Annotated in this window: 16 protein-coding genes and 3 pseudogenes; 2 read left to right on the top strand and 17 right to left on the bottom strand. The window is 33.5% G+C overall.

Translation table 11 applies throughout. From position 1 onward, the window contains the following. Positions 1-354: 354 nt before the first annotated feature. The 8 genes and pseudogenes from JCM19043_RS04710 to JCM19043_RS04685 form a co-directional block, all read right to left on the bottom strand. The gene (locus tag JCM19043_RS04710; RefSeq protein ID WP_062320441.1) at positions 355-2,262 is read right to left on the bottom strand and encodes a hypothetical protein; all 1,908 of its coding nucleotides are present in this window, start codon (positions 2,260-2,262) and stop codon (positions 355-357) included. A 372-nt stretch (positions 2,263-2,634) separates the two neighbouring features. Further along, entirely contained in the window at positions 2,635-2,841 is a 207-nt protein-coding gene (locus tag JCM19043_RS04705) for a hypothetical protein (protein WP_062320440.1), read from the bottom strand. A gap of 28 nt (positions 2,842-2,869) precedes the next feature. Beyond that, on the bottom strand, positions 2,870-5,785 hold the full coding sequence (locus tag JCM19043_RS04700) for a carboxypeptidase-like regulatory domain-containing protein (protein WP_062320438.1): 2,916 nt from the start codon (positions 5,783-5,785) through the stop codon (positions 2,870-2,872). Next, a complete protein-coding gene (locus JCM19043_RS16280; protein WP_156321335.1) occupies positions 5,770-5,943 on the bottom strand; it encodes a hypothetical protein in 174 nt (57 codons plus the stop codon). Before JCM19043_RS16280 ends, JCM19043_RS04700 begins: the two co-directional genes overlap by 16 nt. Before the next feature lie 20 nt (positions 5,944-5,963). After that, the gene (locus JCM19043_RS04695) at positions 5,964-8,963 is read right to left on the bottom strand and encodes a leucine-rich repeat domain-containing protein (RefSeq protein ID WP_062320436.1); all 3,000 of its coding nucleotides are present in this window, start codon (positions 8,961-8,963) and stop codon (positions 5,964-5,966) included. A 5-nt stretch (positions 8,964-8,968) separates the two neighbouring features. Then, positions 8,969-9,091 (bottom strand): annotated as a pseudogene (locus JCM19043_RS16275) (CpsB/CapC family capsule biosynthesis tyrosine phosphatase); the annotation flags it as partial. Positions 9,092-9,661: 570 nt separating this feature from the next. Further along, positions 9,662-10,351 carry a CpsD/CapB family tyrosine-protein kinase gene (locus tag JCM19043_RS04690; RefSeq protein WP_062320434.1) on the bottom strand — a complete coding sequence of 230 codons (690 nt, stop codon included), beginning with the start codon at positions 10,349-10,351 and terminating at the stop codon, positions 9,662-9,664. 3 nt (positions 10,352-10,354) lie between these two features. Further along, a complete protein-coding gene (locus JCM19043_RS04685; RefSeq protein WP_062320432.1) occupies positions 10,355-11,092 on the bottom strand; it encodes a YveK family protein in 738 nt (245 codons plus the stop codon). 546 nt (positions 11,093-11,638) lie between these two features. Here JCM19043_RS04685 and galU point away from each other — a divergent pair. Continuing rightward, a complete protein-coding gene (gene galU / locus JCM19043_RS04680; protein ID WP_062320430.1) occupies positions 11,639-12,511 on the top strand; it encodes a UTP--glucose-1-phosphate uridylyltransferase GalU in 873 nt (290 codons plus the stop codon). A gap of 207 nt (positions 12,512-12,718) precedes the next feature. Further along, positions 12,719-13,696, top strand: coding sequence for an LCP family protein (locus tag JCM19043_RS04675; protein ID WP_062320428.1), 978 nt, complete (start codon positions 12,719-12,721; stop codon positions 13,694-13,696). Between the two features lie 48 nt (positions 13,697-13,744). Here JCM19043_RS04675 and JCM19043_RS04670 read toward each other — a convergent pair whose 3' ends face one another. The 9 genes and pseudogenes from JCM19043_RS04670 to JCM19043_RS04630 form a co-directional block, all read right to left on the bottom strand. Continuing rightward, positions 13,745-16,504 (bottom strand): glucosaminidase domain-containing protein, encoded by a 2,760-nt coding sequence (locus tag JCM19043_RS04670; RefSeq protein ID WP_062320426.1) that lies wholly within the window; start codon positions 16,502-16,504, stop codon positions 13,745-13,747. A 98-nt stretch (positions 16,505-16,602) separates the two neighbouring features. Then, positions 16,603-17,196, bottom strand: a complete 594-nt coding sequence (locus JCM19043_RS04665) for a hypothetical protein (protein ID WP_156321334.1) — start codon at positions 17,194-17,196, stop codon at positions 16,603-16,605. A gap of 100 nt (positions 17,197-17,296) precedes the next feature. Further along, complete coding sequence (locus tag JCM19043_RS04660; protein ID WP_156321333.1) at positions 17,297-17,899, bottom strand: hypothetical protein; 603 nt, start codon at positions 17,897-17,899, stop codon at positions 17,297-17,299. Next, positions 17,890-19,953, bottom strand: a complete 2,064-nt coding sequence (locus JCM19043_RS04655; protein WP_062320416.1) for a glycosyltransferase — start codon at positions 19,951-19,953, stop codon at positions 17,890-17,892. The genes JCM19043_RS04660 and JCM19043_RS04655 overlap by 10 nt, the downstream gene beginning before the upstream one ends. A 172-nt stretch (positions 19,954-20,125) precedes the next feature. Further along, positions 20,126-20,716 carry a bifunctional 2-polyprenyl-6-hydroxyphenol methylase/3-demethylubiquinol 3-O-methyltransferase UbiG gene (locus JCM19043_RS04650; protein ID WP_231631401.1) on the bottom strand — a complete coding sequence of 197 codons (591 nt, stop codon included), beginning with the start codon at positions 20,714-20,716 and terminating at the stop codon, positions 20,126-20,128. A gap of 19 nt (positions 20,717-20,735) precedes the next feature. Beyond that, positions 20,736-20,939 (bottom strand): hypothetical protein, encoded by a 204-nt coding sequence (locus JCM19043_RS04645; RefSeq protein ID WP_062320411.1) that lies wholly within the window; start codon positions 20,937-20,939, stop codon positions 20,736-20,738. A 42-nt stretch (positions 20,940-20,981) separates the two neighbouring features. Then, on the bottom strand, positions 20,982-21,884 hold the full coding sequence (locus JCM19043_RS04640; RefSeq protein WP_062320409.1) for an ATP-binding cassette domain-containing protein: 903 nt from the start codon (positions 21,882-21,884) through the stop codon (positions 20,982-20,984). 19 nt (positions 21,885-21,903) lie between these two features. Continuing rightward, a pseudogene (locus JCM19043_RS04635) lies at positions 21,904-22,700 on the bottom strand (ABC transporter permease). 27 nt (positions 22,701-22,727) lie between these two features. Beyond that, positions 22,728-23,992: pseudogene (locus JCM19043_RS04630) on the bottom strand (nucleotide sugar dehydrogenase). Between the last annotated feature and the right edge of the window lie 2 nt (positions 23,993-23,994).

Here is a 23,994-nt window from a genome sequence, read left to right as displayed (position 1 = left end):
ATGTACCACCTTACCGTCTTTTTTACCGTTAGTTTCTAATAAGAATACTTAATAGAATTACCATTACGCAAGCGGTCGCTGTTCTTTATACTTAGTGGTGGGTATGGTAGCTTCGTTTGACATTGGATTTACTTTAGGCGCAAATATATGTCGTATGTGATTAAAAGTTGTGACAATAACAAATGTTTCCGTTAGTATAACATGAGTACCATATATATATGACATATTAGTTCGTTATATTAATTAGCTATACAAACCAATATGTCGTTAATATCTCTTGTTTTATCCTGAATTAAAAGCTTAACTTTCTTGTTTTTAGCTTTGTAATAATGAAATCAGAGTTATTACCTTTAGTCATTCTTTAAATTTTATCGTTAAAATGTACATCAGGATAAAGATCCCATGATATTTAAGTGATTTCTTTGAAAAACCCCATCTAGAAAGTTTAGTCATCATTTTATTAATATTGAATTGATACACCAACCGATAATTAGGTAAATAAAAATGCTTCCCTTTTCTCAGTTGTCTTTCCTTTCTATTTTTAAAATACTCTCTAGCACTTATACAAACATAGATGCCTAGTAAAACTAAGTCTATTTTTATATCAAATGATAACGTATCAAAACGGTTTTTAGACACCATGAGAGAAATAAATAAAAGCAATAAGGCCAATCTTGATTTATTTTCCTCTAACCAAGCGTATAGATATCCGCACGATAGTTTAAATAGCTCAAGTAAATTATCATACATATACGTTTTAATACCAATGATTCTAGAATTTTCAAAGCTTTCCGTTGCATTTTTCTGGTTCTTAGATATTGTTTTGAAATCACTCGTTGTCCTATTAAACATAAGCACGTTAAAGTGCATCCGTCTTTTTTCAGAGAATGTTTCATGTTTTGAATTATTTATTGACAAATAAGAAACACCCAGATAATCCCATTCCGGTTCAATTGAAGATATTCCTAACTCAGCAACAATTTCTCTCCTCATTTCATTATCTAAATCCACACGATAATCTGAATGATAATCCATTGTCGGTAAATCTTCAAAAACACTCTTTTTATAAAAATCTACATGCTTATCCATAAATTCCGATTGACCGTTTGCTGAACAATAAAATTCATTCGCATCAATACTTTGATTACCTCTTTGTGCTGCAATTAAATAGTTATCTGCCGTCTTAAGATTTGCTGACACAGCAATTGTATGTGTATTCAGTGATTTTTTTAAGTACCGATTAATCCGATCGATTTCTTCCTGTTCATAATCACGTTGCTCGTATATCCCACTGTAACGATTCTTGTCCTCGCTATACAAGTGCTCATCTTGTGCACGATCTTCGTATAAATCAAGTTCTATTAACATGCCTTTATAATACTTCCCTAACGAAGTATCATTGAAATATGGATGTTTAAGAACCCCCGAATTATCCATCATATCAACCGTTGCGAAGGTTGTTCTGCACACATTAAAAGTCAATTGTTTAATAGATGCATTAGATGCCTGATTATGCATATATTCAAGTTTCATCACCCTCGGCATAACACCTGAATAATACACACCTTCATTCACAAATTCGAATGTCTCCAAATTATTAAATGTAAGTAGATCACCTAACTTATTATTCTTTGTTATGATTCCTTTATCAATATGTATTAACTTATCACTTAAGTCATCAATACTATAACGATTTGTCATGTATTTAATTACTTCATCTGACCAGATACCTATTAATTTTATATGATTATTATTTTTAGTAACCGAATACCTAGCTAGCATATTTTGATCCATGTCTAACTTGTCACAGATTTCTTTTAAATCTTGTCTAAAGTTATCAGCAGTATTCTTACTACAAACTAAGATAAAGCCATAACGAGAAATCATTTGTAAGATCGCCTTTCCAAGACAAGCGATTTTTAGAAACGTTATGTTATTCAAGTCATTTGAATCAATTCTATCATCATATAAAAGATCAAATACTTCATATTCACTTTGAATTTTTATAACACTATCCCAAAATTCCTTAGAAGTATTCAAATTAAATTCTTGTAAAACCATTCTCAAAAAAGATTCATCGAACATTGGGTGTAACCCATGATAGCGATCTTTATAGTTTTCAATTGGAGATAACGTCACAGATAATTTCCCTTCGTCTTTCATTGAGAACAATTTAAATGTATTAACAACTTTATTTGACACTAACTTTGCTAAATCATTATTGATATCCACAATTGAATAATTTCTTAATAACTGTTTCACTTACTTCCCCCTCATTTATATATGATTTATTCTCATTTTAACATTAAAGTAACATGCATAGAGACAAACATTATAAAATTAAACGACTAATATTTAATCCCGTCGCTTCAAAAGGATAATTGTTTGTTATTTACAAAGTGATCTATAAGTATAAATATAACGTACGTCCCCGCAGCGTATACTCCAATTGAGAATAAATAATATCATTATTCATTTCATGTGATTAGTTAATTAATCATTCGCAACCTTCTAATTTTACTTGTTTTGATTTCTTAATTCTATCTCATAGCTATAGCTTTAAAATGTCCTTCCTTCTTAACTTCCATAAATATATAGCAATGGCGTAGAGGAAAACCTCTACGCCCATCACTCTTATTTTTCTTGTTGTTGTTCTAACTGTTCCACTTGCTTTTCAAGCTTACCGATTTCCATCTTTAAGCGACTGTTTTCAGTAATAAGTTCTTGCATGTCACCTTCATATTTCACAATCGTTCCCTCAGTCTTAGATTCATCATTGTTACAACCGACTAATGATATGGCGATCAGTAACATAAGCATGAGTTGCATTAATTTCTTCATCATTTGCTCCTTTAACTGGTGAGACTATTTATGCTCGTTTCTTTCTGTAAAGTACAACACTACCTGTACCAAACAGAATGAATAAAGCGCCCATCAGTAATAATTGATACGTGTTGGTACTCGTGTTAGGTAAATCCGATGACCCGTCTTGATTACCAGTTGCTTCATTTGAATCATCAATCGCACCGTCTTGGTCATCATCAGCTGACAATTGTTCTTCACTACCAGCATCTTCTGAATCCGTTCCGGATTCTGGTGTTTGATTCGTATCATCACCTGGATTTTCTGGATCAATAACTTCATCATCTTCATTATCTTGAATAGTCACAGAATCATACACATATTCAGTTAATGTCTTACCATCATAATCACTTGCTAATGTTGAAATAACAACATCGTATGTTTCACCTGGGGTAAAACTGTCTTCTTTTAATTGAATGGTTATTTCATCTGTTAACTCTATTGATTCATCTGTTTCATAGTATCCAGATTGACCTTCTACTTCTTTATAGCCTGGTAAACTATGATAGTCGTAATCAATCGCTAGCGTTTGTTCTCCTAATTTAAGTTCAATGGCTTCTTTTAATGACGCAACATCCATTAAGCGATCAAATGTGATCGTAATAACTGATGCATCATGAGGATTTGTTTCAAGTGTGCCAAAATCAATCGTGTCAACAACAGGATCTGTTGTTCTTGTGAGTGGTACGTTTAATTCTGTTTCAGCTGGTGGGACAACGACACGTCGACTTTCATAACGAGCATAATCATCTTTACTAAAGACAACTCGCCAATCGCCTTTTGGCACATCCCAACCATAACGACCATTGACATCTGTTGTTTGTGGGTTGATTTGATTGATCAACGTTGTATCATAAAATGACCAACGTTCTTCATCCTCTAACCAGACTTCTAATATAGCCGTCGCTCCTTCTAAACGGTTTTCCATGCTTCCTTCAAACACGTAACCAGAAGGGTCAATTAAGACAAGTACTTCCATTAGAGGTACACGAATCGTTTCACCATTAACGATGTAACTAACTTCGAATAATTGTTCACCAAATGATGTCCATCCACTTGGGAAAGTACCGACAAATTGATTGTCCTCTTTTGTTAGAGAGACTGTTTGGCCAATGAAGTGAATAAATGCTTCTTCTACTTCACCGTCAAACGTGACAGATACTTCAATTGGTGTAAATTCCGCAATAGCGGTCGCGATCACACCTGTTTTTTCATTAATCGTCATATCACGGTTCCAACCAGCAGTCACATGTGCATCTGTCATGGAGACCATATCTGGACGATAAGACACTTTTACTGGTGCTGTGCGACTTTCTTGGTCGCCATCGATTACTTTTGCGGTTAATTGATAGTCTTTTGCTTCCCCAATATCACCTGGTAATTCAATGGTCGCATACCACCATTTACCTTCAACAACCGTTTCCGCAAGGAAACGCTCACCTTCGTACACTTCAACTGTTGTACCAGTCTTTGCTTGACCATAGACACTAAGTTCTTTCGTCTTGGTTTGTGCGGGTGCTTCTAAACTAATTGAAAGGACGTTGGTTGTTGCTGTTTTATTATATGTTTCATCATCTGCTTTGACGTTGATAGTAGAGACAAGTGTGTCTGTTGCTTCATCATTGACCGTCACTTGGAATGAAATAACACCCGAGGTTCCTGGCTCAACGTCTTGTAATGTAATGACCCCATCTTCATACGTGATGGTTTCATCGTCAAATAAGAAACTTTCTTCAATTAATGTCACATGTTCATCTAATTGAAGCGTTAATGTGGCATCACTGACACTCGCCTCGCCATTGTTTTGATAGTTATATCGATACGTAAACGTCTCTCCTGAAACAACTTGACGTTTATTAGCGGCGAATGTATTACCTTCACCACTGAGTGCGCCACTTTTCTCTTCTTCAAGAATATAGGTCGCTTTCTCATCATCTGGTGTAATATTCTTCACTTCTAAGCGTGGGTGTTGGTAACTTTCAAAGACTAAACGATAGTTACCATCTGACATATTATTAAATCTAAATTCACCTGTGTCACCTGTTTGTGTTGAACGTTCAATATAGCGCTCATTAGACTTATAAAGATACACGGTCACGTTACTCGCTTCCGTCCCATCTTCTAATAATACTTTTCCTTCGATATATTGTTCTTTTTGCAGTTCAATGTCACCTAAGTCATACGCACCGTCAACAAAGTCTGATTTGTTGATCGTCACTACTCGATCTTGGTAACCTGTCATTGAAAAGCGAAGAGTAACATCGTCTTTTGGTAAGCGAGTAATAGTAAAAGCAACATCCTCTGTCTCACCATAGTTCCAGTACTTACCTGACTCAATGCTGTAGCTCACACCTGCGAGCGACTGTCCTTGACTATTCACTGTTCGTCCTGTTACTTCATAGCCTTGGTCTAACATGACTTCTTGCGTGTCAATGTCACTTGTCACCGTTAGTGACTGTGAATATGATAAGTAATCTGTATCTTCGACCATGAGTCGGTAGTTAAATTGATCCGTCACCACAACATCTTTAATGATGTACTGACCATCGTTCGCTTTAGCCTCTGCTAACTCATAATCACCGTGACGATAGTTATGCGTTGTTGCGACACCATAGCTAAACAGTGATAATCTGTCGACTGATGTGACAGGTTCACCATCAGCATCAACAATCGACACGACAACATCAGTCATGTTAATATCGGTTGATTCTATCGTGATTGCCACTTCTTCTGTTTCTTCCGAAACAGTAAAGGTTGAGATGGTATCTTCATAAGGTCCAACACCGAAAATAGTTACCGTATAATCGCCTTTAACTAACGGAAGTTCTTGTTTGGATGAACCATATGTTTTTAGGTAACCTTCTGAATCAACATAACCATAATAGTAGTCTTCTGTCTCATCATTAACTAAATAAAACTCCATACGACGTGTAACGATGTTTGATCTTCATCAAATAATTGAAGAGAAACGGTATTTGTTTCTACTACCGGTGCGTCTTCGTCGTCATCAACATCATCTTCACTATCGGATGATTCCGTTGTAAAGGTTGTAGTATAAGTTTTAACTAATTCTCCGGTCATATAATGAGACGCTTCTACAGTTAACTCATATGTTGTTTCTGGTATAAGCGTATCAATCTCAAACTGTTCAACTCTGAACTGTTATTGAAATTCCCCATATATTCACCGTCTATATAAACATCATAGTTTATTGCATCATAATAACCATCTTGAATATAGAAGTTGATGGACGTATCCGTAATCTGATTAAAAGCAAAGTATCCATCCATAACAATATCGGGATTCCTTTGACTATAATCGATGTGCACGCCCTTCGATTCTAATGCCTGAATAATCTCACGATTCTCTGGCGTATCAAAATCAATATCTACGTTCTCTAAGGCAACATAAGATAAATTCGGTAATAACAGTAAAGGTTTGATTTCTGTTACATCCGTATAAGATAAATATAAAGTTTCAAGTGAACTTAATTCATTAAGAGCTGAAATATCACTAATAGGATTATAATCTAAGTCCAGATAACTTAATTCTGTGAGTGATGTTAACGGACTTATATCCTTAATGTTATTACTATATAGACTTAACTCTACTAAATTAGTCGCCAAACTTAACTCTGTAATGTCAGTAATGTCTGAATGACTTAACCATAAATATTCTTGTCGTTCTAGTACATTGCTATACACTTCATCCATTGTTGGATAAATATCATCTATTAATGCTTGTCTTAAATTCTCATCATTAAAGGTAACAATATCTCCCAATGGATACATCGTATCAATATAGTCCCATTCCTCTAATACATGTCCATTTGATAATTCCATGATGAAATAGACTTCGTGTGATGTCTCTGGTTCTAAACCAGTAAATGTATAAGAATTTTCATCTTCAGTTAGCTCAACACGTTCGTTATCAAAATACAATTCAAATCTTACCACATCCAAATCAAGCGCTTCTTTTTCCCACTCAATCGATATGGATTGATCTGTCACACTATAATTTGATAACCAAATGTATGGATTCTCATCATTTTCATAGTAATAATCAAAGTTAACATCCACTCCGCGTTCTCTTAACTCATCCATCACGTTATAATCATTGATGATGACATTGTTGATACCTAAGTATTGTAGGTTATCAATAGATAATAGCGGGGTGACATCTTCTATTGGATTTCCAGATAAATAAACTGTATTCAATTCAGGTAGAGTTTCAAGTACCGTGATATCTGTAATATTGTTATAATCAAAATCGACTGTATACAAGTTAGATAGTTGATTAATACTTGTAATATCTGATACTTCAGCATCATTGATTCTTAAGTATTTAAGATTAACCAATTCGTCTATAAGTGAGATATCACTAAGAATAGAATTTGTGATTGTTAAATCTCTTAAATCCACCAATGATTTGATCATTAATAAGTCATCATACGGATAGGCATTGTATAAATTTAAAGATCTTAAATCAGGCATTTTTTCTAGGAATAATAAATCATAGGATTTATTATGAATAGTCACATCAGTAATATCTGCTAAGTCTGATTCGCGAATCTCACGGTGATACACCCCCGTGATTTCTCTTAAATACTTTTCTGTATCTGCATCTGTGTTAATAACAGGTGATGAAGCATCGCCACCTTCTGTTCTAACAACTAATGTATTCTCTTTAATCTCGAGATTTTCATAAACGTAACGGATATAAAGATTGTATCGTGTATCAGTATATAACCCATCTAACACAATGACCGTCTCACCGTTATCGCTAACCTCAAAAGTATAGTCTTCTGACATATCTTCTCCATTAACATTGATGTGAATATCTGATATGAAATCATGATGCTTTACCTTCAATTCAACCGTATCATTCGTTGTTTGAGATACGTTAGTGGATGGTGCTGGTAAAGGATTGGACGTATCAATTTCTATTATTTTCATATGTGAAGAAGCATCCTCTAAATCAAATGCGAGTGTATGCTTTTCAACAATGGTACCGTCATAGTTTGACACGATAAGTTCATAATTTCCGTAAGGAATGCCCGTTTCTTCTAATTGTTCAAGCTCATAATCGACAGAACCTTGACTGTCAAAGTCTTGATTTGTTTCACTTATTCCTGTCAACTTATATTTAAAGTCATATTCAAGGTTACTTTGGTTCTCATCAATCAAATCAATGGTTGGATAAATGAGCGCATCATCTGCATAATAGGTTTTAAATGTTATATGCATGCTTTTTTCATTATAATCCCCATAATTCTCAACCAATTGGAAAGCGTATTCTGTTAGTGGTTCCAAATCACTAAAGGTATAATTGAATGTTTCATCAGGTGAGAAAGTCAAAGAATCGATGATCTCATTATTTCTGACAAGGTCATACGTTTTAGTTTCATCAATATCATAGCTATAAAATTCAAGTGTTACTTCCGTACCTGTTTGATTAATAATATTGTAATCAATACCTAACCAATCACTATAACCCGAGTATATACTTACACCTTGCTCATCCAGTTGATTAATGATTGCTAACTGCTGATCATCTACTGTATTTGCCAAAGGTGTTTTTGAAATATCCAAATACGTTAAGTTCTCAAGATATTCTAACCCTGTTAAATCATAAATATCTCGACCACTTAAGTTAAGATTAGTCTCTGTGACTCGTTTCAAATCTTCAACCGTAATGTCTCGGTGATAAACACCTGTTAATCCACGGAAGATTTCTAACATTTCAGGATCGTTATTTGTAATAATCTCTCCTTGACTTTCATCTTTAATATAGTTGAATTCAAAGTATGTTGATTGATTACCATAGTCAACAGATACAGAGAACTCATATACTTGATTCTCTTTTAAATCAGTGATGGTGTACTCATTAGCTGTCGCATCAAGTTCAAATGATTGTCCTTCATCTATGCTCGATACATATAAAGAAATAGACGTACCTTCTTGGTATTCTGGCCATGTGAGAGTCAAACTATTATCTGCTTCTGACTTCACTTTAATGCCATGACCTTTAATTTTTGTTAATTGACTCTTATCTATTTCAATATTAACAGGCGCCGCATCCGATACTGTTACCGTATCCAAATAAGTGGTGTGGCAATGACTGCATGTATGCCTTGATCAGCTGCTTGCCTTGCCATTCTAACACTCTCTTCCATATGTTTGGCGCCGTCATCTAACCCCGGCAATATGTGACAATGTATATCAATCATAAGCGTTCTCCTCTATTTATCGCATTCATTAAGAAAGTATAGCACGTTTTACCACCAATCGGAACCTTTCTCATGACAATTTTCTGTAATTTTTACGTTAAAGATGAAACTATTGAACTATCTATGAATTAATTAAGATCTCTTTAGGGACTTTTTTATTGAATTTTCATGGTTACATGTCAATCAGTAAAATTCTTAAAACTATTCTAAAACATATCTAGGTTATTTTCTTTTCCACTGTTCACAATGTTGTCATGTTTTTTTCACCGTTTCAGATTTAAAATATTACCTTTTACTTGCCTATCATGTTTATCCGCCACATCTCTGACTGTCCTATACCTAATAATAGGCTGACGACACTTTCAGTTTTAACGTCCATCTTAAAAAGAACTATAAAAAAAGCGGGCCACAAACTCACTTATGGCGCGCGCTTATTTTTACTATTAAATTCTGTAGATATTTCTGCTTACTAAGTATACATTTTCTATTATGTCCTATACAATTTAAAGATAAATGATTGAATAATTTATCTTTATCTTTTATAGCAACAATAGATGACTTAAGCAAAACTTATTGTCCGTAATAGTAATAATGGCCTTTCGGCATTTCTTTATCGTTTAATACGACACCTAGTAGCTTTGATTTTGCTGGTAAGAGTAATTCTTTTGCTTTAAGTGCGGCTTCTTTGTCTGTTACTTTACTACGTACGACGAGTAATGAGCCATCAACGATATTGGCTAGAATCTGCGCATCTGTTACCGCAAGCACGGGCGGTGTGTCAAAAATGATCAAGTCATAGAACTGTTTCGCTTCTTCAATTAATTTAATCATCGCTTTTGAACCAAGTAACTCTGACGGATTTGGCGGTATTGGGCCAGATGGTAGCACATGTAGTGTAGGTTCATCTGTTTTTGAGACGGCTTCCAATAGAGGGAAATCCCCTACTAATACACTACTCAATCCACGACGGTTATCTGCGCGGAAGGTATAATGAACGGTCGGTTTACGTAGATCTGCGTCAATGAGTAACACGCGTTTTTCTTGCTGGGCAAATACAACCGCAAGGTTGGCTACCGTCGATGATTTACCTTCTGATGGTCCTGAAGATGTCACAAGCATCGTATTTAAGTCACCATCAACCGCAGAAAATTGTAAATTCGTCCGAATTGTTCGGTATTGTTCAGAGATAGGTGAACGCGGATTATTTCTTGTAATTAAATGTCTAAATGTTTGTTTTGCTTGTTTTTCTCGTCTTGCCATAACTTACGCCCCTCTTTCTTTACGCGCACGGTGATGATGACTCGCTGCTTGTTGGATATCTGATTCTGCCATATGAGCTACCGTACCAATCACAGGTAGGTCTAGATAATTTTCAATATCTTCTTCTGTTTTCACTGATGTGTCTAAGTATTCTAGTAAGAATGTTAGACCAATTGAAAGCATCGCACCTAACACAAAAGCAATCGCAATGTTGAGTGTTAAGTTAGGACTGACGGGTGACGGATTTATACCTGCATCCGCTCTGTTTAATACACTGACGTTATCGACATTCATCAGTTCAAAAATCTCTTCTTGAAACACATCAACGGTAGTGTTGGCAATGTCTTCAGCTCGAAGTGGGTTAGTATCTCTTACAGTCACTGTTACAACTTGTGATTGATTTTCATTTGCCACTGATATTTTACTACCTAGTTGTGAAGCTGAAAGATCTAAATCAAGCTCATTTGCAACTTCTTCTAAAATACGACTACTTTTAATAATCACATTATATGTATTAATCAGTTCAATATTTGTTCGAATATCACTCTGATTAATGGTATTGGTCTGATCTGTTTGTTGTTGGTTTACTAAGAATTGTGTACTCACCTGATATTCTTTCGTAATAAAGAAAAAGGTAAATATACCACTTAATACGGCAAGTAGTAGGGATGTCGCAATAATCATACCAAGTCTTTTTTTAATAATCGCTGTCAGTTCTTTTAAGGAAATCGTTTCTTCCATATGGGATGGGCCTCCTGGAGTTTATAGTTAGGTGCAAGGCTTAGATGCTCGAATTTATGCACAAAGTAGATTATAACACAATACCAGCTAAAATACAGTCCGAATTGTCGATTTTTTCAAGGTAATTTGTCTTACCCTCTTACCTCTATAGTAATACTTAACAAATCGTTCAGAAGTGATAACCTCTCTTTATCGAAGTATGTGTAGTGACATCAATGTTATCACCTGAATCTTCTTTACATCTCTAGTTATCAAATTCCATCATATTAATAAAAGGTAAAAGAATAAGCTCATAAAGACGATTGTTATAGAATGTAGTTGAAATCTTAATATTTTAGGTCATATAGGAGACGTATATTATACTTTTCGTCTTTAATTGTAGTGTTTCCAAACTGGAATGACTTTATATTTTATAGTCGCTTTCTTATAAGTTATATTAAAGCCGCTTTTACAACATTTACAGAATGATATAGTTTTTCTTTTGGAAAAGTGTTACTATTTAAGTATTATATTTAACAAGTACTCACAACATAACGGAGGTTCACAATGAAAAAAGTAAAAAAAGCAATTATTCCAGCAGCCGGTCTGGGTACACGATTCTTACCAGCCACTAAAGCGATGCCAAAAGAGATGTTACCGATTGTTGATAAACCAACCATCCAGTACATCATTGAAGAAGCCGTTGCTTCAGGTATTGAGGACATTATTATTGTGACAGGTAAAGGTAAACGAGCCATTGAAGATCATTTTGATTTTGCTCCTGAACTTGAAGCGAATCTAAAAGAAAAGGATAAACTAGAACTATTAAGAAAAGTAGAACAATCAACGAAACTTGCGGACATTCACTACATAAGACAAAAAGAACCAAAAGGTTTAGGACATGCCGTTTGGTGTGCACGTAAGTTTATTGGCGATGAACCTTTCGCAGTACTCTTAGGTGATGATATAGTCCAAAGTGATATCCCTTGCCTAAAACAATTAATCAACCAATACGAAAAAACAGAGTCATCTATTATTGGTGTACAACAAGTAGAGGAGTCTGTTACTCATCGCTATGGTATTGTTGATCCTGGTAAGCAAGATAATCGTCTATATGAAGTTAATAATTTTGTTGAAAAACCAGCACCAGGAACCGCGCCTTCTAACCTAGCTATTTTAGGCCGCTATATTTTTAATCCTGAAATTTTCCGTTTCTTAGAACGTCAAGAAGTTGGTGCAGGTGGAGAGATTCAATTAACAGATGCGATTCAAATGTTGAATGAAATTCAAAAAGTATACGCTTATGATTTTGAAGGTAAACGTTATGACGTTGGAGAGAAATTTGGTTTTGTTCAAACGACATTAGAGTTTGCTTTGCAGAATAAAGAAATTGGTGAAGAAGTTCGTCAAATGGTAAAAGATCTTGCTACTAAATTGTAGATAACAGCATTTTGTAACTTATTTCTCTTTTTTTCGTCTAATTAGATAAACCTGCATAACAATACTAACCTTCTAAGTACTGAAGGTTAGTATTGTTTGTCTTAAAACATCAAAAATAGTTATCTTGATTGGTAGAAACAACGTGTTCTTTCTTGTATAATAGATTACGCTATACGACACTTTATTTTATAACTTAAGGAGATTATTATGAATAATAAACAACAAAGTAGACGAAGTCGAAAACAGCTTAAGCGAAAAAGACGACGTTCTATAACTATTGTATTAATCATGGCCCTATTGTTTGGTGGAGTAGGACTATTCGTAGTTGATATGTTTAATCAAGCTGCTAGTACAGTTAACGATTCCTATGAAGATGACGGAAGAGATAATGGCTCTGATTTGAGAAAAGAAGCCATTCAAACATCTAAAGATAATTTCAGTATCTTGCTTATTGGTGTTGATAATGGTGGAAGTAGACCTACTGAAAACACAAACGGTCTATCAGACGCTCTTATATTGGCTACTTTCAATAAAACAGAACATAGTGTTAAGTTACTGAGTATTCCTCGAGATTCTTATGTTTACTTACCGTTACGAGATGAATACACAAAAATCAACCATGCCCATTCATACGATGGTACCAAGGGTTCTATATTAACAATAGAGAACTTGTTAGATATCCCTATAGATTACTACGCTAAAGTTAACTTTGATGCTTTCATTGATGTAGTCGATACATTAGGTGGCATTGAATTTGACATTCCATACGAAATGTCAGAAATTGATTCTAATGACAATCAACATGCCATTCATTTAATGCCGGGCGAACAAATCTTAAACGGTGAAGAAGCATTGGCAGTGGCTAGAACTAGAAGGTATGACAATGACATTGAGCGCGGTAAAAGACAGCAAGAAATTTTAAAAGCTATATTCGATCGAGCTCTCTCTGTTAATGCAATTCTAAATTTCAACAACCTTTTAGATGCTGTCGGTAAAAACATGAAAACAGACATGTCTTTCGAAGATATTAAAAACCTATCAACTTATCTACTTGATTCCAATTTTAAAATCGAGACATTAAATCTTAAAGGATCTGATATGATAACAGATCTTTATTATTATCAACTAGACCAAGAACATCTAAACAAAGTAATTCAAGAACTAAAAGACCATCTAGAAGTATAAAAAGACCGCTTAGTCATAAAACGATGACTAAGCGGTCTTTTTTGTAAATTATTGATTTAAATATCGTCCCATTTTGTAAACTATCAATGGATTTTGAATACTATCATAGATTTTCTGTATATTTGACGTTTGTTTTTCAGCCCAACCTATATCAGTTGCATATTGAGATGTTCCTGGATTAGCAGGATTCCAACGCATTTCATATAAGGTATCTTGATTTCTCGCGAAAAAATTATTACTTACAAAAGCCGCTCCTTCTATAATTGCTTTGTCGACTTCCGTCCAATTCTTCTCGTAAGCATACTTTGCCCCACACGATAGTGGACAACTATCATAGGCGCCAATACCATACATATTATATACTTTCTTCACATTCTTAAGTGTGCCTTTATTGCTATTGGTTTGTTGAACAATATTATCATTTTTATCTATGCCCATAACAACGCCACTAGCAAGTTGTGATGTCCCATGACCTGTTTCTAGTAATGCATGACTGACTAAATATGCTTCATTAACGCCATGTTCTTTTCCAGCAAGGATAAACGCCGCTCCTTGTTGGTTAAGAACACCTTTTCCAGAAAGGATCTTATTTAATTCAGCCGTAGTGGCACCTGAAACTGTTGTTAAATCTAAAAATTGCAGGTGATTTTGTTTTAATGGGTTGATATATTGTTCTAAATCACTTCTAGTTGGTAATCTCCAACTACCTAAAGTCACTTCATACCAGGTATTATTTCCATTAATTGAATCACCTTTTACTGTGTTTTTTATCACAACCGTGCTGTTTTTAGGATAAACATCATAGGTATGAGCATTTACTTTTGTTGCGGCCATAATTGCAGCTTCATTAATAGTCCGCATTCCTTTTGATGATTCAAGTAGCGAAGAGTGAACAAATAATCGCTTACTATCATATTCTATCTCATACCATGTTGTATCACCAGAAACCAATGAACCTTGAACGCTCCTGATATATTTTACAGCCGTTCCCGAGTTAACTCGCATAGCAACAGTTGAAGTTCCTCCAGCTGTTGAAGGTTCTGTTCTTAATGCCACACCATCCCCAGAGATAAAATGACCTTCTACCTCTTGAACTAGTGAACTATGAATATAGCTCGGTAGATTTCTATATTTATCTGTTTGAGGTCTTGTACTCAAGTTTATTTGAATATCAATCATCTGAGAAAGAGTTTTGCTATATTCAGTTACTGGATAAACATTCTCAACTGATAAATAAGCTATTCTATTAGCATAATTTATTTCCACCCAGCCATTCTTAGGGTTACTGACTAGGCGGTATTTAGTGTCAGCCAGAACTTTTCCAATTACATCTGCACTTTTAGAGTTTGATGCATACACTAATGTATCTTCTTCAGGAATAACAACTTGATTGATAGTCTTTTTCTCACTAAGTTTATTATTAGCGATACTTTTGATTGGAAATGTATCACTTACACGAACATAACCAAAGTGATCTGAAAACTTTATTTTATGCCAATCAGTGAAACCTTCAACTCGCATATATTCTTGATCAGCTGCTAATTCGCCAACCTTCACCAATGATCCTGTACGATTGTCATAGACTGGTGTAGTTTGTTTTGTTTTGAAGTAATTGTCACTCTGAGTAAAATAATTATTTACATCAGCTTTTCGAACATAACCTTTACGTCCTCCAAGGGCCACTTCCCACCAATTACTAAAATCGCTTACAATACCATAGCTCTTGCCTTTTTTAATTGTAGCATATTGAACGAGCTTACCTGATGTATTGTCATACACTTCTAAATCCTTTGAGGCTACAAATAATCGAGTTCGTTGATTTATTTCAGTCTCATTTTTTAAAACATTCCCATTTGCTGGCTCAGTACTACTTCTTCTAATATAGCCATAGTAGTTATCAAATTTTATACGATGCCAATTACCAAAATGCTTATCAATTGGATAAACTTCACCTTTGATTAAGACACCTACTTCCACTAAACTACCTGAACGATTATCATAAATTGGGGTATTTTCCTCTGAAACTTTAAAATACTTATCTGTTTCAATAAAATCTGTTCTAACATCAGATTTACGCACATAGCCTTTTCGACCAGCATAAGTTATTTCCCACCAATTACTGTAATCACTGAGTACGCCGTAACTCTTCCCCTCTTTTATCGTACCATATTGAACGAGCTTACCTGATGTATTATCGTAGACTTCGAGGTCTTTTAATGCAACAAATTCTCTTATCCGACCATCTTCTGAACTTTCATTTTTTAAAGTCAATCCATCTGCTGGAGCAGTACTTGTTTTTCTCACATATCCATAGTAATTATCAAATTTAATTTGATGCCAGTTACCAAAATCCTTATCGATTGGATAAACTTCATCTTTCTCCAAAGTTCCTACTTCTATTAATGCACCCGTGCGATTATCATAAACAGGTACTTGATCTTCTTTTACTTTAAAGTAGTTAGCCTTTGTCGGAAATGCCGCATTTACATCTGATTTACGTACATAACCTTTACGTCCTGCGTAAGAAATTTCCCACCAATTACTGTAATCATTTGAAATACCATAAGTTAAGCCCTCTTTTATCGTACCATATTGAACAAGTTTACCAGATGTATTGTCATAGACTTCTAGATTTTTTAAGGTTGTGAATTCGCTAATTCTTTGACTCATATTTGTTTGATTTTTAAGTATAGAACCATCCGCTGGTACGGTACTGCTTTTTCTGACGTACCCATAGTAATTATCAAATTTAATTTGATGCCAGTTACCAAAGTCCTTATCAATCGGATAAACTTCATCTTTCTCCAAAGTCCCTACTTCTACTAAAGTACCTGTTCGATTATCATAAATAGGAGTAGACTCTTCAGTAACTTTAAAATAGCCATCAAAAATGAGAGGTGCTCTTGCTACATTAGATGTATTAAATGTTGAAGTGTTTGTTTCCGTTTCATTTGATAGGTTTGCCTCAGCATTTGTCTCTTCAAGTTGTTCTGTTTCTGCACAGGAGCCTTATTAGTATTTAGCTCCTCGACATTATCAGTTCTCAAAACACTTTGATGTCCACCAATCTCTACATAGTAATCATCTGTTTGTTTATCTATTACAGATAAAATAGGTAATTCATCCGTGATTTTACCTATATAATCACTAGTCTCACTAATTAGTAGATCCGTTTCAGTAATGACAGTTAAATTATTTACTTCTCTCAGATCAAATGATTGATTCTGACTATACATTGTTTTTTCAACGGCATTTGCATGAATATAACCCTTATGACCTAAAAAATCTATTGAATAAAAATCATCGACTTTTTCATTGAAAAAGTAAGTTTGATTTGAAGCTAAATCAATGGGATATTTTTCAGAATCAATTTGAGGTTTAGTGAAAACCTCTACATCATTATCATTAGTTAATAGAACATTATGATTATCTGCCTTTATCGGCGAAGCTAACACGTTAAACATCACTACAAACAGTATCATTATTACTATTTTTTTCATTCGATGAACCGCTCCCTTCATATGTTGAAATTCCTTAGTTACTATATTACTTAACTATCTAATATAAGTAAATATAATAGAAGTCTTAAATATCAATTTATTAGTTATGTTCATTAATAAACTGTCTTATATTTGGAGAGAATTCATTTAATTTTACATGGGGAATATATAGCATAAGGATAGCATATAAAATCTTTTTAGCTTCTTGAATATCATCACCTTTTAGTAACTCTAACTTTTTGAAATACCAATCTTCAACGTATTGATTAAGTTTAACAGCGATATACTCATCTAAAAGATTATGCTTTTTCAAATATTCTATTCTATACTCTTCCATCAACATATATTTTTTGAATGTTTTTAATGTTATATTGTTAACAGTCGAAGAAGTAACACCTGCATAATATATATGAATATTTTCATTTATCGCTGAAATCCATTCAGAATGAATCAATAATTCTTGGAAGAAAGTTGTATCTTGGCCTATTGCACCGACAGGCATTTTTAAATTATTTCCACGTATAACATCTGTTTTTACCATAAGCGCTTGATTACTTTGCGACCTAAACTTTGATTGTGAAAAATATTCCTTAATATTAGGTATTTTAGCACGTCTACTCCCATTCAAAATATTCTGTACTGTTAAATAATAATTCACCACACGTTCAGTATCACTTACTCTAATCATGTTTCCTATCGCCATGTCAACCTTATCCTCAACCATAAGTCATATAGCTTCGTATATCCATCATTAATAGCCTCATTGTCTGGGTCTAGGTATGTTATGAATGGCGTTGTAACGAGTTCAATTGCTTTGTTTCTCGGACGAGAAGCACTTCCACTACCACCATCATTAAAGATATAAGTTTTCACATTTAAATATTGTCGATCAAGTCGTCGAACAATTTGCTTAGTATAGTTATCGGTTGAACCATCGTCAACTATTATGATCTCCATATTATAAAACATAGACTGTCTACGCAAACTCATGAAGCACTTACTATATAAAAATTCACCATTGTTATAAACCGGAATTATCACACTGAATTTTCTATCCTGATAATTTAAGTCATACACATCAAAGTCTTCATTTGAGCTGTATTCTGTTCCATCAATACAATAACCATCAGCCTCACCACTCGTGTAATCTTCTTTAAGATTTATCGGGGTATATCTGTTTGAAAACATTGTAACAAATGGATTTATCCACTTCTTCACGTAATTATGCACGTGCTCATCATTAATCGAATTTGTGATAAATACTGAATTGGTATACTTAAAAGCGTTTATCATATCTTCTAAATAGTATTCAGTATAGATATATTGGTCATCAAAAAACGTATAATATGATATTTCACTGATCTGTTCTACTTCATCTCTTGTAAGTAAAACTTTATTAGGATATATTTGTCTGTTAAAGTTATCTACTGTTTTCTCGGTTTTGTTTTCTACAATCACTGCGACTTTTTTGGGTTTTAACAAATTACTATTAATTTTACCATTAACAATTGATACAATTCTCTGTATTCTATGGTAAGACGTGTGTGATTGTAATACTTTTCTCACACCATGGAGCTGATGCTTAAAAAGTTCCAATTCAGTTAGATTATTCATGATAGAAGGGATTTCATTTGCCGAAAAGCTTATGAATACATTTGGAAATAAATCATTTACACCTAAGCTATAATTCGATATGACTAACCTTCCCATTGCTTGTAATTCAATTATTCTATTAGCAAACATTGTTTTGCTATACTTAATACTATTTAGATTAAGAGACCATCTAAATAATTTAATTACTTTTTGTAATGTTTCGTGATCTACACTCGGCGAAATATTCGGTATATAAGCCTCTGGGAAAAAGTATGAGGCGTTTTTCTTCTCAAAGTTTCGATCTATGATTTTTAATCGATTTCTTGACTTTAGCACCCCATCGAATAAGTGCTTAGTTTCTTCTTGTCTAATTGGATATTTTTTGTACCAAGAACCCGCAAATAGCGCACCTTCTATCTGGTTAGCATTCGTTATATTAATTGGATTATTATATATAGGATTAACACCGAATTTAAGTACATGCACATTATCACTTAAACAATCTCTTTTATAATCCTCCACTTTTTCCTCTGCTGTTGTAAAAATAAAATCCGCTGATCTGGCAATATCTACAAATTGATTGTAGTTCGTAGGATCTTCCTTAGAATAAAATACAATGGGAACTTCAATGGATTTATAATAGTTAATGACGTCTTGCAATATTTTTCTAGCTTGAGAATTAATGTTACCTAAGCCACTCCATTCATCATTTAACCCTTTCCATGTTGACACCACCAAAAGAAAGTCTAATTGATTATAATTTTTATAATTTGTCGGAGTCAAGAATTCAAAGTTTGCAATATCTTTAAAAGAATTATATAAGAATTCATCAGAAATAATCCCTATATGATAGTCAAATTTCTCATAGTATTCAGATCCATTACTAGCTTTAATATCCTTTAAATAACTACTTATCTCATTTATAAAATCAAGGTCTGATTCATTCTCTAATTTTTCAAGGTATTGTGCTCTATCAATTGAGATTTTCCCTTGAGAAGACTGAGAATAGATTCTTTCCCTTTGCATCAAAAACTCTAAGTAATGCTGTAAATCAATATTATATTTTTCTTGAAGTTCAAATACATTTTCCTTGACTTGACTAATAGACTGCTCACGCTTTTTTTGTATTTCTTTTATTTTTTTATCAATCTTTTTTTTACTCATAGATTAGCGTCTCCTATTTCTTCTTTTCTTTTCCCAATATTTAATAGTGAGTTTTCCTAACTTAGAGTTTTTTAAACTATTATACCTTTTGTTAATATAGTGATAATCGGAACTGATCTTTTTATAATCAATTAATAGTTTTTCTTGTTGATCATACTCATTTATTAATTGATTATTTAAGTCGATATTTTTTTTTCTTCTCTTCTAGATACATTTTCTGATAATTTTCTTCATCATTACCCTTCAATTCTTGTTGTGCAATATAGTCCTCTAACTCTCCTTTTTTCTCATTTAATTCATTTTCAAGGCTGTCTAATTGCTTTTTAGTATCTAACCATCGATTAATTAAATTCCGTTCAATAACGTTAAATTGTTCTTCCACTGCATTTAATGTATCTATTGATAACTGGATACAAGTTTGCGGTTCTTTCTCGAAAATAATCCCAATCCACTTACCAAAGAATTGTACATTACTAATTTTTAATGTATCTGTTTGGAGACTATAAAACTCTGATAGATAAAAAGTGTTTTTATGGTCGATATAGTCATTGATTCCGAAAGGGGTCGTAATAATGATTCTCCCATTTTCACCTATAAGTTCTGTTGCCTTATTGAAAAATGCTTGTACATCTGTTATGTGTTCTAACACCTCACCTAAAATAACAGCATCATATTTTTCAGAGAAGTCTCTTATCATAAAATTATTATTCTCAAACTCAATTAAGTTTTTTGTTGATTCTTCCTCTTTTTCTAAATTATTTATGGCGGCATCGATTGCAGCGCTAGACGCATCGATACCAAAAAACTTTTTTACCTTCTCGAGCTAAGAGTATAGATAAAATACCTTGAGAACATCCAATATCAAGCATACTTTTTCCTTTTGCTTCTTTAGCAATCCAATGAATCCTTTCTCGGACTTCATTACCAAATGTCTTTCCAAACTTATAATAATAAGCATCATATATACTGTCAGTAATAGCTTTCATTATTATTCCTCCCATCGAGTGTTACTTTTAAAATGTAATTCCTCATATACCCAATAAAACCATTACAGCCAATAACATTAACGGCACTAGTTTAACAAAAGACATTAAAACACTTTTAAAAACATGTGATTCTTTGCGTAGATTAGTTTTATATTCGAATTGCTGAGTAAGCTTCTCTTTTTTATACTCTTTTCTTTGACTCTCATTCAATTCTTTAAACCATTTTGTAAACTTGACGTATTCTTTAGTGACGTCATCTGCATCACCTATAGCTTCGAGTTCACCATAATGAATCCACATGACTCTATCACAAAATTGACGCATTTGTGAAGCCGAGTGACTAATAAAGAAAATAGTTTTACCATTTTCTTTAAACTCATTAAGTTTGATTAAACACTTATCCGCAAATGTTGAATCACCTACAGATAACGCTTCATCAATGATGAGTATATCAGGATCAATGTGAATTGAGATAGCAAATCCTAATCTAGATCGCATACCACTTGAATAGTTTTTAACTGGTTGATAGATATAATCTCCTATATCCGCAAAATCGATAATACTTGGTTTCAATTGTTCAATTTGATTTCTAGTCAATCCGTGCATCATACATTTCAGCTCTATATTTTCAATACCTGTTAAGTTATTATTTAGTCCAGCAGAAATAGCAATTAATGATGGTTTACCGTTAATCTCCAACTCTCCACTGGTTGGCTGAATAATTTGGGCTAACATATTTGAAATAGTCGATTTACCTGAACCATTCAACCCGACAATTCCAACTGTCTCACCTTCATATACCTCAAACGAAACATTATTCACAGCCTTAAAATATTTCCCTTTATCTTTCTCTTTTTCTTGAAATAATCCTTTTATAAAGTCAATTTTTTTAGGATTCATATCAAAATGTTTAGATATATTTTTTGCATTAACTTTAATTTTCATTAATAATCACCTCCATCCATTACATGTAGTCCATAAAATCATCTTTAAACTTCACATGTGCATTAGCACCAAAGTAAAGTAAAGTGAAAGTCAACACCCAAAAATAAAGAGTATAAATTGGATCTTCAAAGAACCAACCTCTTGATAAGAAAGCATCCCGAAAACCTTCTATAATATAATAAACTGGATTTAATCTTAATATTTGTGCTAGTCTACCTGACGGTAACCACATGATTGGTGACATGTACATTAACACCCTTATTGTTGATTGTAAAAACACCTGAAAATCTCTAATTATTGTCGAGATTGTGGACGTAAATGTTGATAATGAAAACAAAAACATATACATAGCAAAAATATAATAAAAAATCTGTAAAAATTGTAATGTTGGTGTGATTCCATAAATAAGTGTAAGCACAATCAAGAAAGTCAGTAGGGTAAAGAATTGATAGCTCGCAACGACCATTTTAATTGTAGGTAAAATACTAATGGGAAAGTTCATTTTAGAAACTAACCCTATTCTCGAATACACACTATTTGAACCTTGAATTATAGATGGTGCAATGAAAAACCATGGTATTAACCCCATTAGTAGCCAAAGAAAGAAAGGGACATCCCCAATCGGACGTCCCCCCTAATCCCTAAACCGAACACAGTCCAATAAATAGCTACTTGAATTGCAGGATGAATATATTGCCATAATGAGCCCAAATAGTGTCCTTCATATTTACTTTTAGATTCAAATTTAGCCATACGCATAATTAAATCTCGACTTTTTATTTGTTCTTTTAAAATTGTTTTCACATTATTAAACATATATTTATTCCTTTTCTATGGTTTAGTTTATTTTTTTAAAATGTATTGATACAGATTTCCATAATTAACATAAGTTAATTTTTCACGATAGGTTTTGACAACATTTTTAGTATCAAAAACTACTTTATCATCTAAATCACAATATTCATCCGCAGATAAATCTTTAAATTCGTTATGGTCTGATAATATAAGAACCAGGTCAGTATCTTTAATTGCTTTGTGAAGATCCTTCTCTACGAAGTCATTTTGAACATGTGGATCATAAGCAACAATTTCAAATTTGTTTTCTGCCTTCAATATCTCGTATATGTCCATAGCTGGGCTTTCTCTAATATCATCAACATTTCCTTTATAGGTTAAACCGAATACCGTAACTTTTTTGCCGTTATTTTTATTCATTAAGTCATTTGTTTTGTCAACAACATATGCTGGCATTGAAGAATTAATCTCTCTAGATAGATTAATCATTTTCGCATTTTCTGGATCTTTTGCAATAATAAAATAAGGATCAACAGCTAAACAATGCCCACCTACACCTGGTCCTGGTGTATGAAGGTTTACACGAGGGTGTTTATTAGCCATTTCAATTACTTTTAACGCATCAATACCTAAATTGTTTGAAACTTTGGCTAATTCATTTGCCAAAGCAATATTAACATCTCGGAAAGTGTTTTCCATTAATTTAGACATCTCTGCAGTCCTTGCATCCGTTTTAATAATCTCACCCTTGACAAAGGTCTGATACACTTCAGCACCTTTTTCAGTACATGCTTCAGTGATCCCACCAACAATTCGGTTGTTGTATATAAGTTCATGCAATATCTGGCCTGGTAAAACTCTTTCTGGACAGTGAACAAGATAAATATCTTTACCCACTTCAAAACCTGCGTCCTCTACCATAGGTTTAACATAATCATCAATTGTTCTAGGGGCGATAGTAGATTCAACGATTAATACGTTTCCTTTCTCTAGAAAGGGAATAACCGATTTAGTTGCATCTAAAACATAAGTTAGATCACATGATTTATGTTGATCATCTTTATTAGGTGTAGGAACAGCGATGATAAAAACATCTGCTTGCTCTGGTTCTAATTTTGCTACAAATTTTTTATATTCAATTACTTCTTCTAAAGCTTCTTGTAATCCTGGCTCTTCAATGTGAATAGTCCACTATTTAAAGAATCAATGACATGCTTATGAACATCTACTCCTACAACATCAACACCATGTTTAGCAAACATAATAGATGTTGGTAAACCAATATAGCCTAATCCCATTGTACAAATCTTCATTT

It is taken from the genome of Halolactibacillus sp. JCM 19043 (assembly GCF_001310395.1).
GTDB classification, from domain to species: domain Bacteria; phylum Bacillota; class Bacilli; order Bacillales; family Amphibacillaceae; genus Halolactibacillus; species Halolactibacillus miurensis.
Note: the sequence above shows the minus strand (reverse complement) of the source record. Positions and strands in the feature narration are given on the sequence as shown.

Coding starts and splice junctions, on each gene's coding strand:
- JCM19043_RS04645 (WP_062320411.1), bottom strand. CDS start 20,939: ATGAAAGCTATTACTGACAGTATATATGATGCTTATTATTATAAGTTT.
- JCM19043_RS04640 (WP_062320409.1), bottom strand. CDS start 21,884: ATGAAAATTAAAGTTAATGCAAAAAATATATCTAAACATTTTGATATG.
- JCM19043_RS04665 (WP_156321334.1), bottom strand. CDS start 17,196: ATGAAAAAAATAGTAATAATGATACTGTTTGTAGTGATGTTTAACGTG.
- JCM19043_RS04685 (WP_062320432.1), bottom strand. CDS start 11,092: ATGGAAGAAACGATTTCCTTAAAAGAACTGACAGCGATTATTAAAAAA.
- JCM19043_RS04705 (WP_062320440.1), bottom strand. CDS start 2,841: ATGAAGAAATTAATGCAACTCATGCTTATGTTACTGATCGCCATATCA.
- JCM19043_RS04660 (WP_156321333.1), bottom strand. CDS start 17,899: ATGGCGATAGGAAACATGATTAGAGTAAGTGATACTGAACGTGTGGTG.
- JCM19043_RS04655 (WP_062320416.1), bottom strand. CDS start 19,953: ATGAGTAAAAAAAAGATTGATAAAAAAATAAAAGAAATACAAAAAAAG.
- galU (WP_062320430.1), top strand. CDS start 11,639: ATGAAAAAAGTAAAAAAAGCAATTATTCCAGCAGCCGGTCTGGGTACA.
- JCM19043_RS04675 (WP_062320428.1), top strand. CDS start 12,719: ATGAATAATAAACAACAAAGTAGACGAAGTCGAAAACAGCTTAAGCGA.
- JCM19043_RS16280 (WP_156321335.1), bottom strand. CDS start 5,943: ATGACCGGAGAATTAGTTAAAACTTATACTACAACCTTTACAACGGAA.
- JCM19043_RS04700 (WP_062320438.1), bottom strand. CDS start 5,785: ATGGAGTTTTATTTAGTTAATGATGAGACAGAAGACTACTATTATGGT.
- JCM19043_RS04690 (WP_062320434.1), bottom strand. CDS start 10,351: ATGGCAAGACGAGAAAAACAAGCAAAACAAACATTTAGACATTTAATT.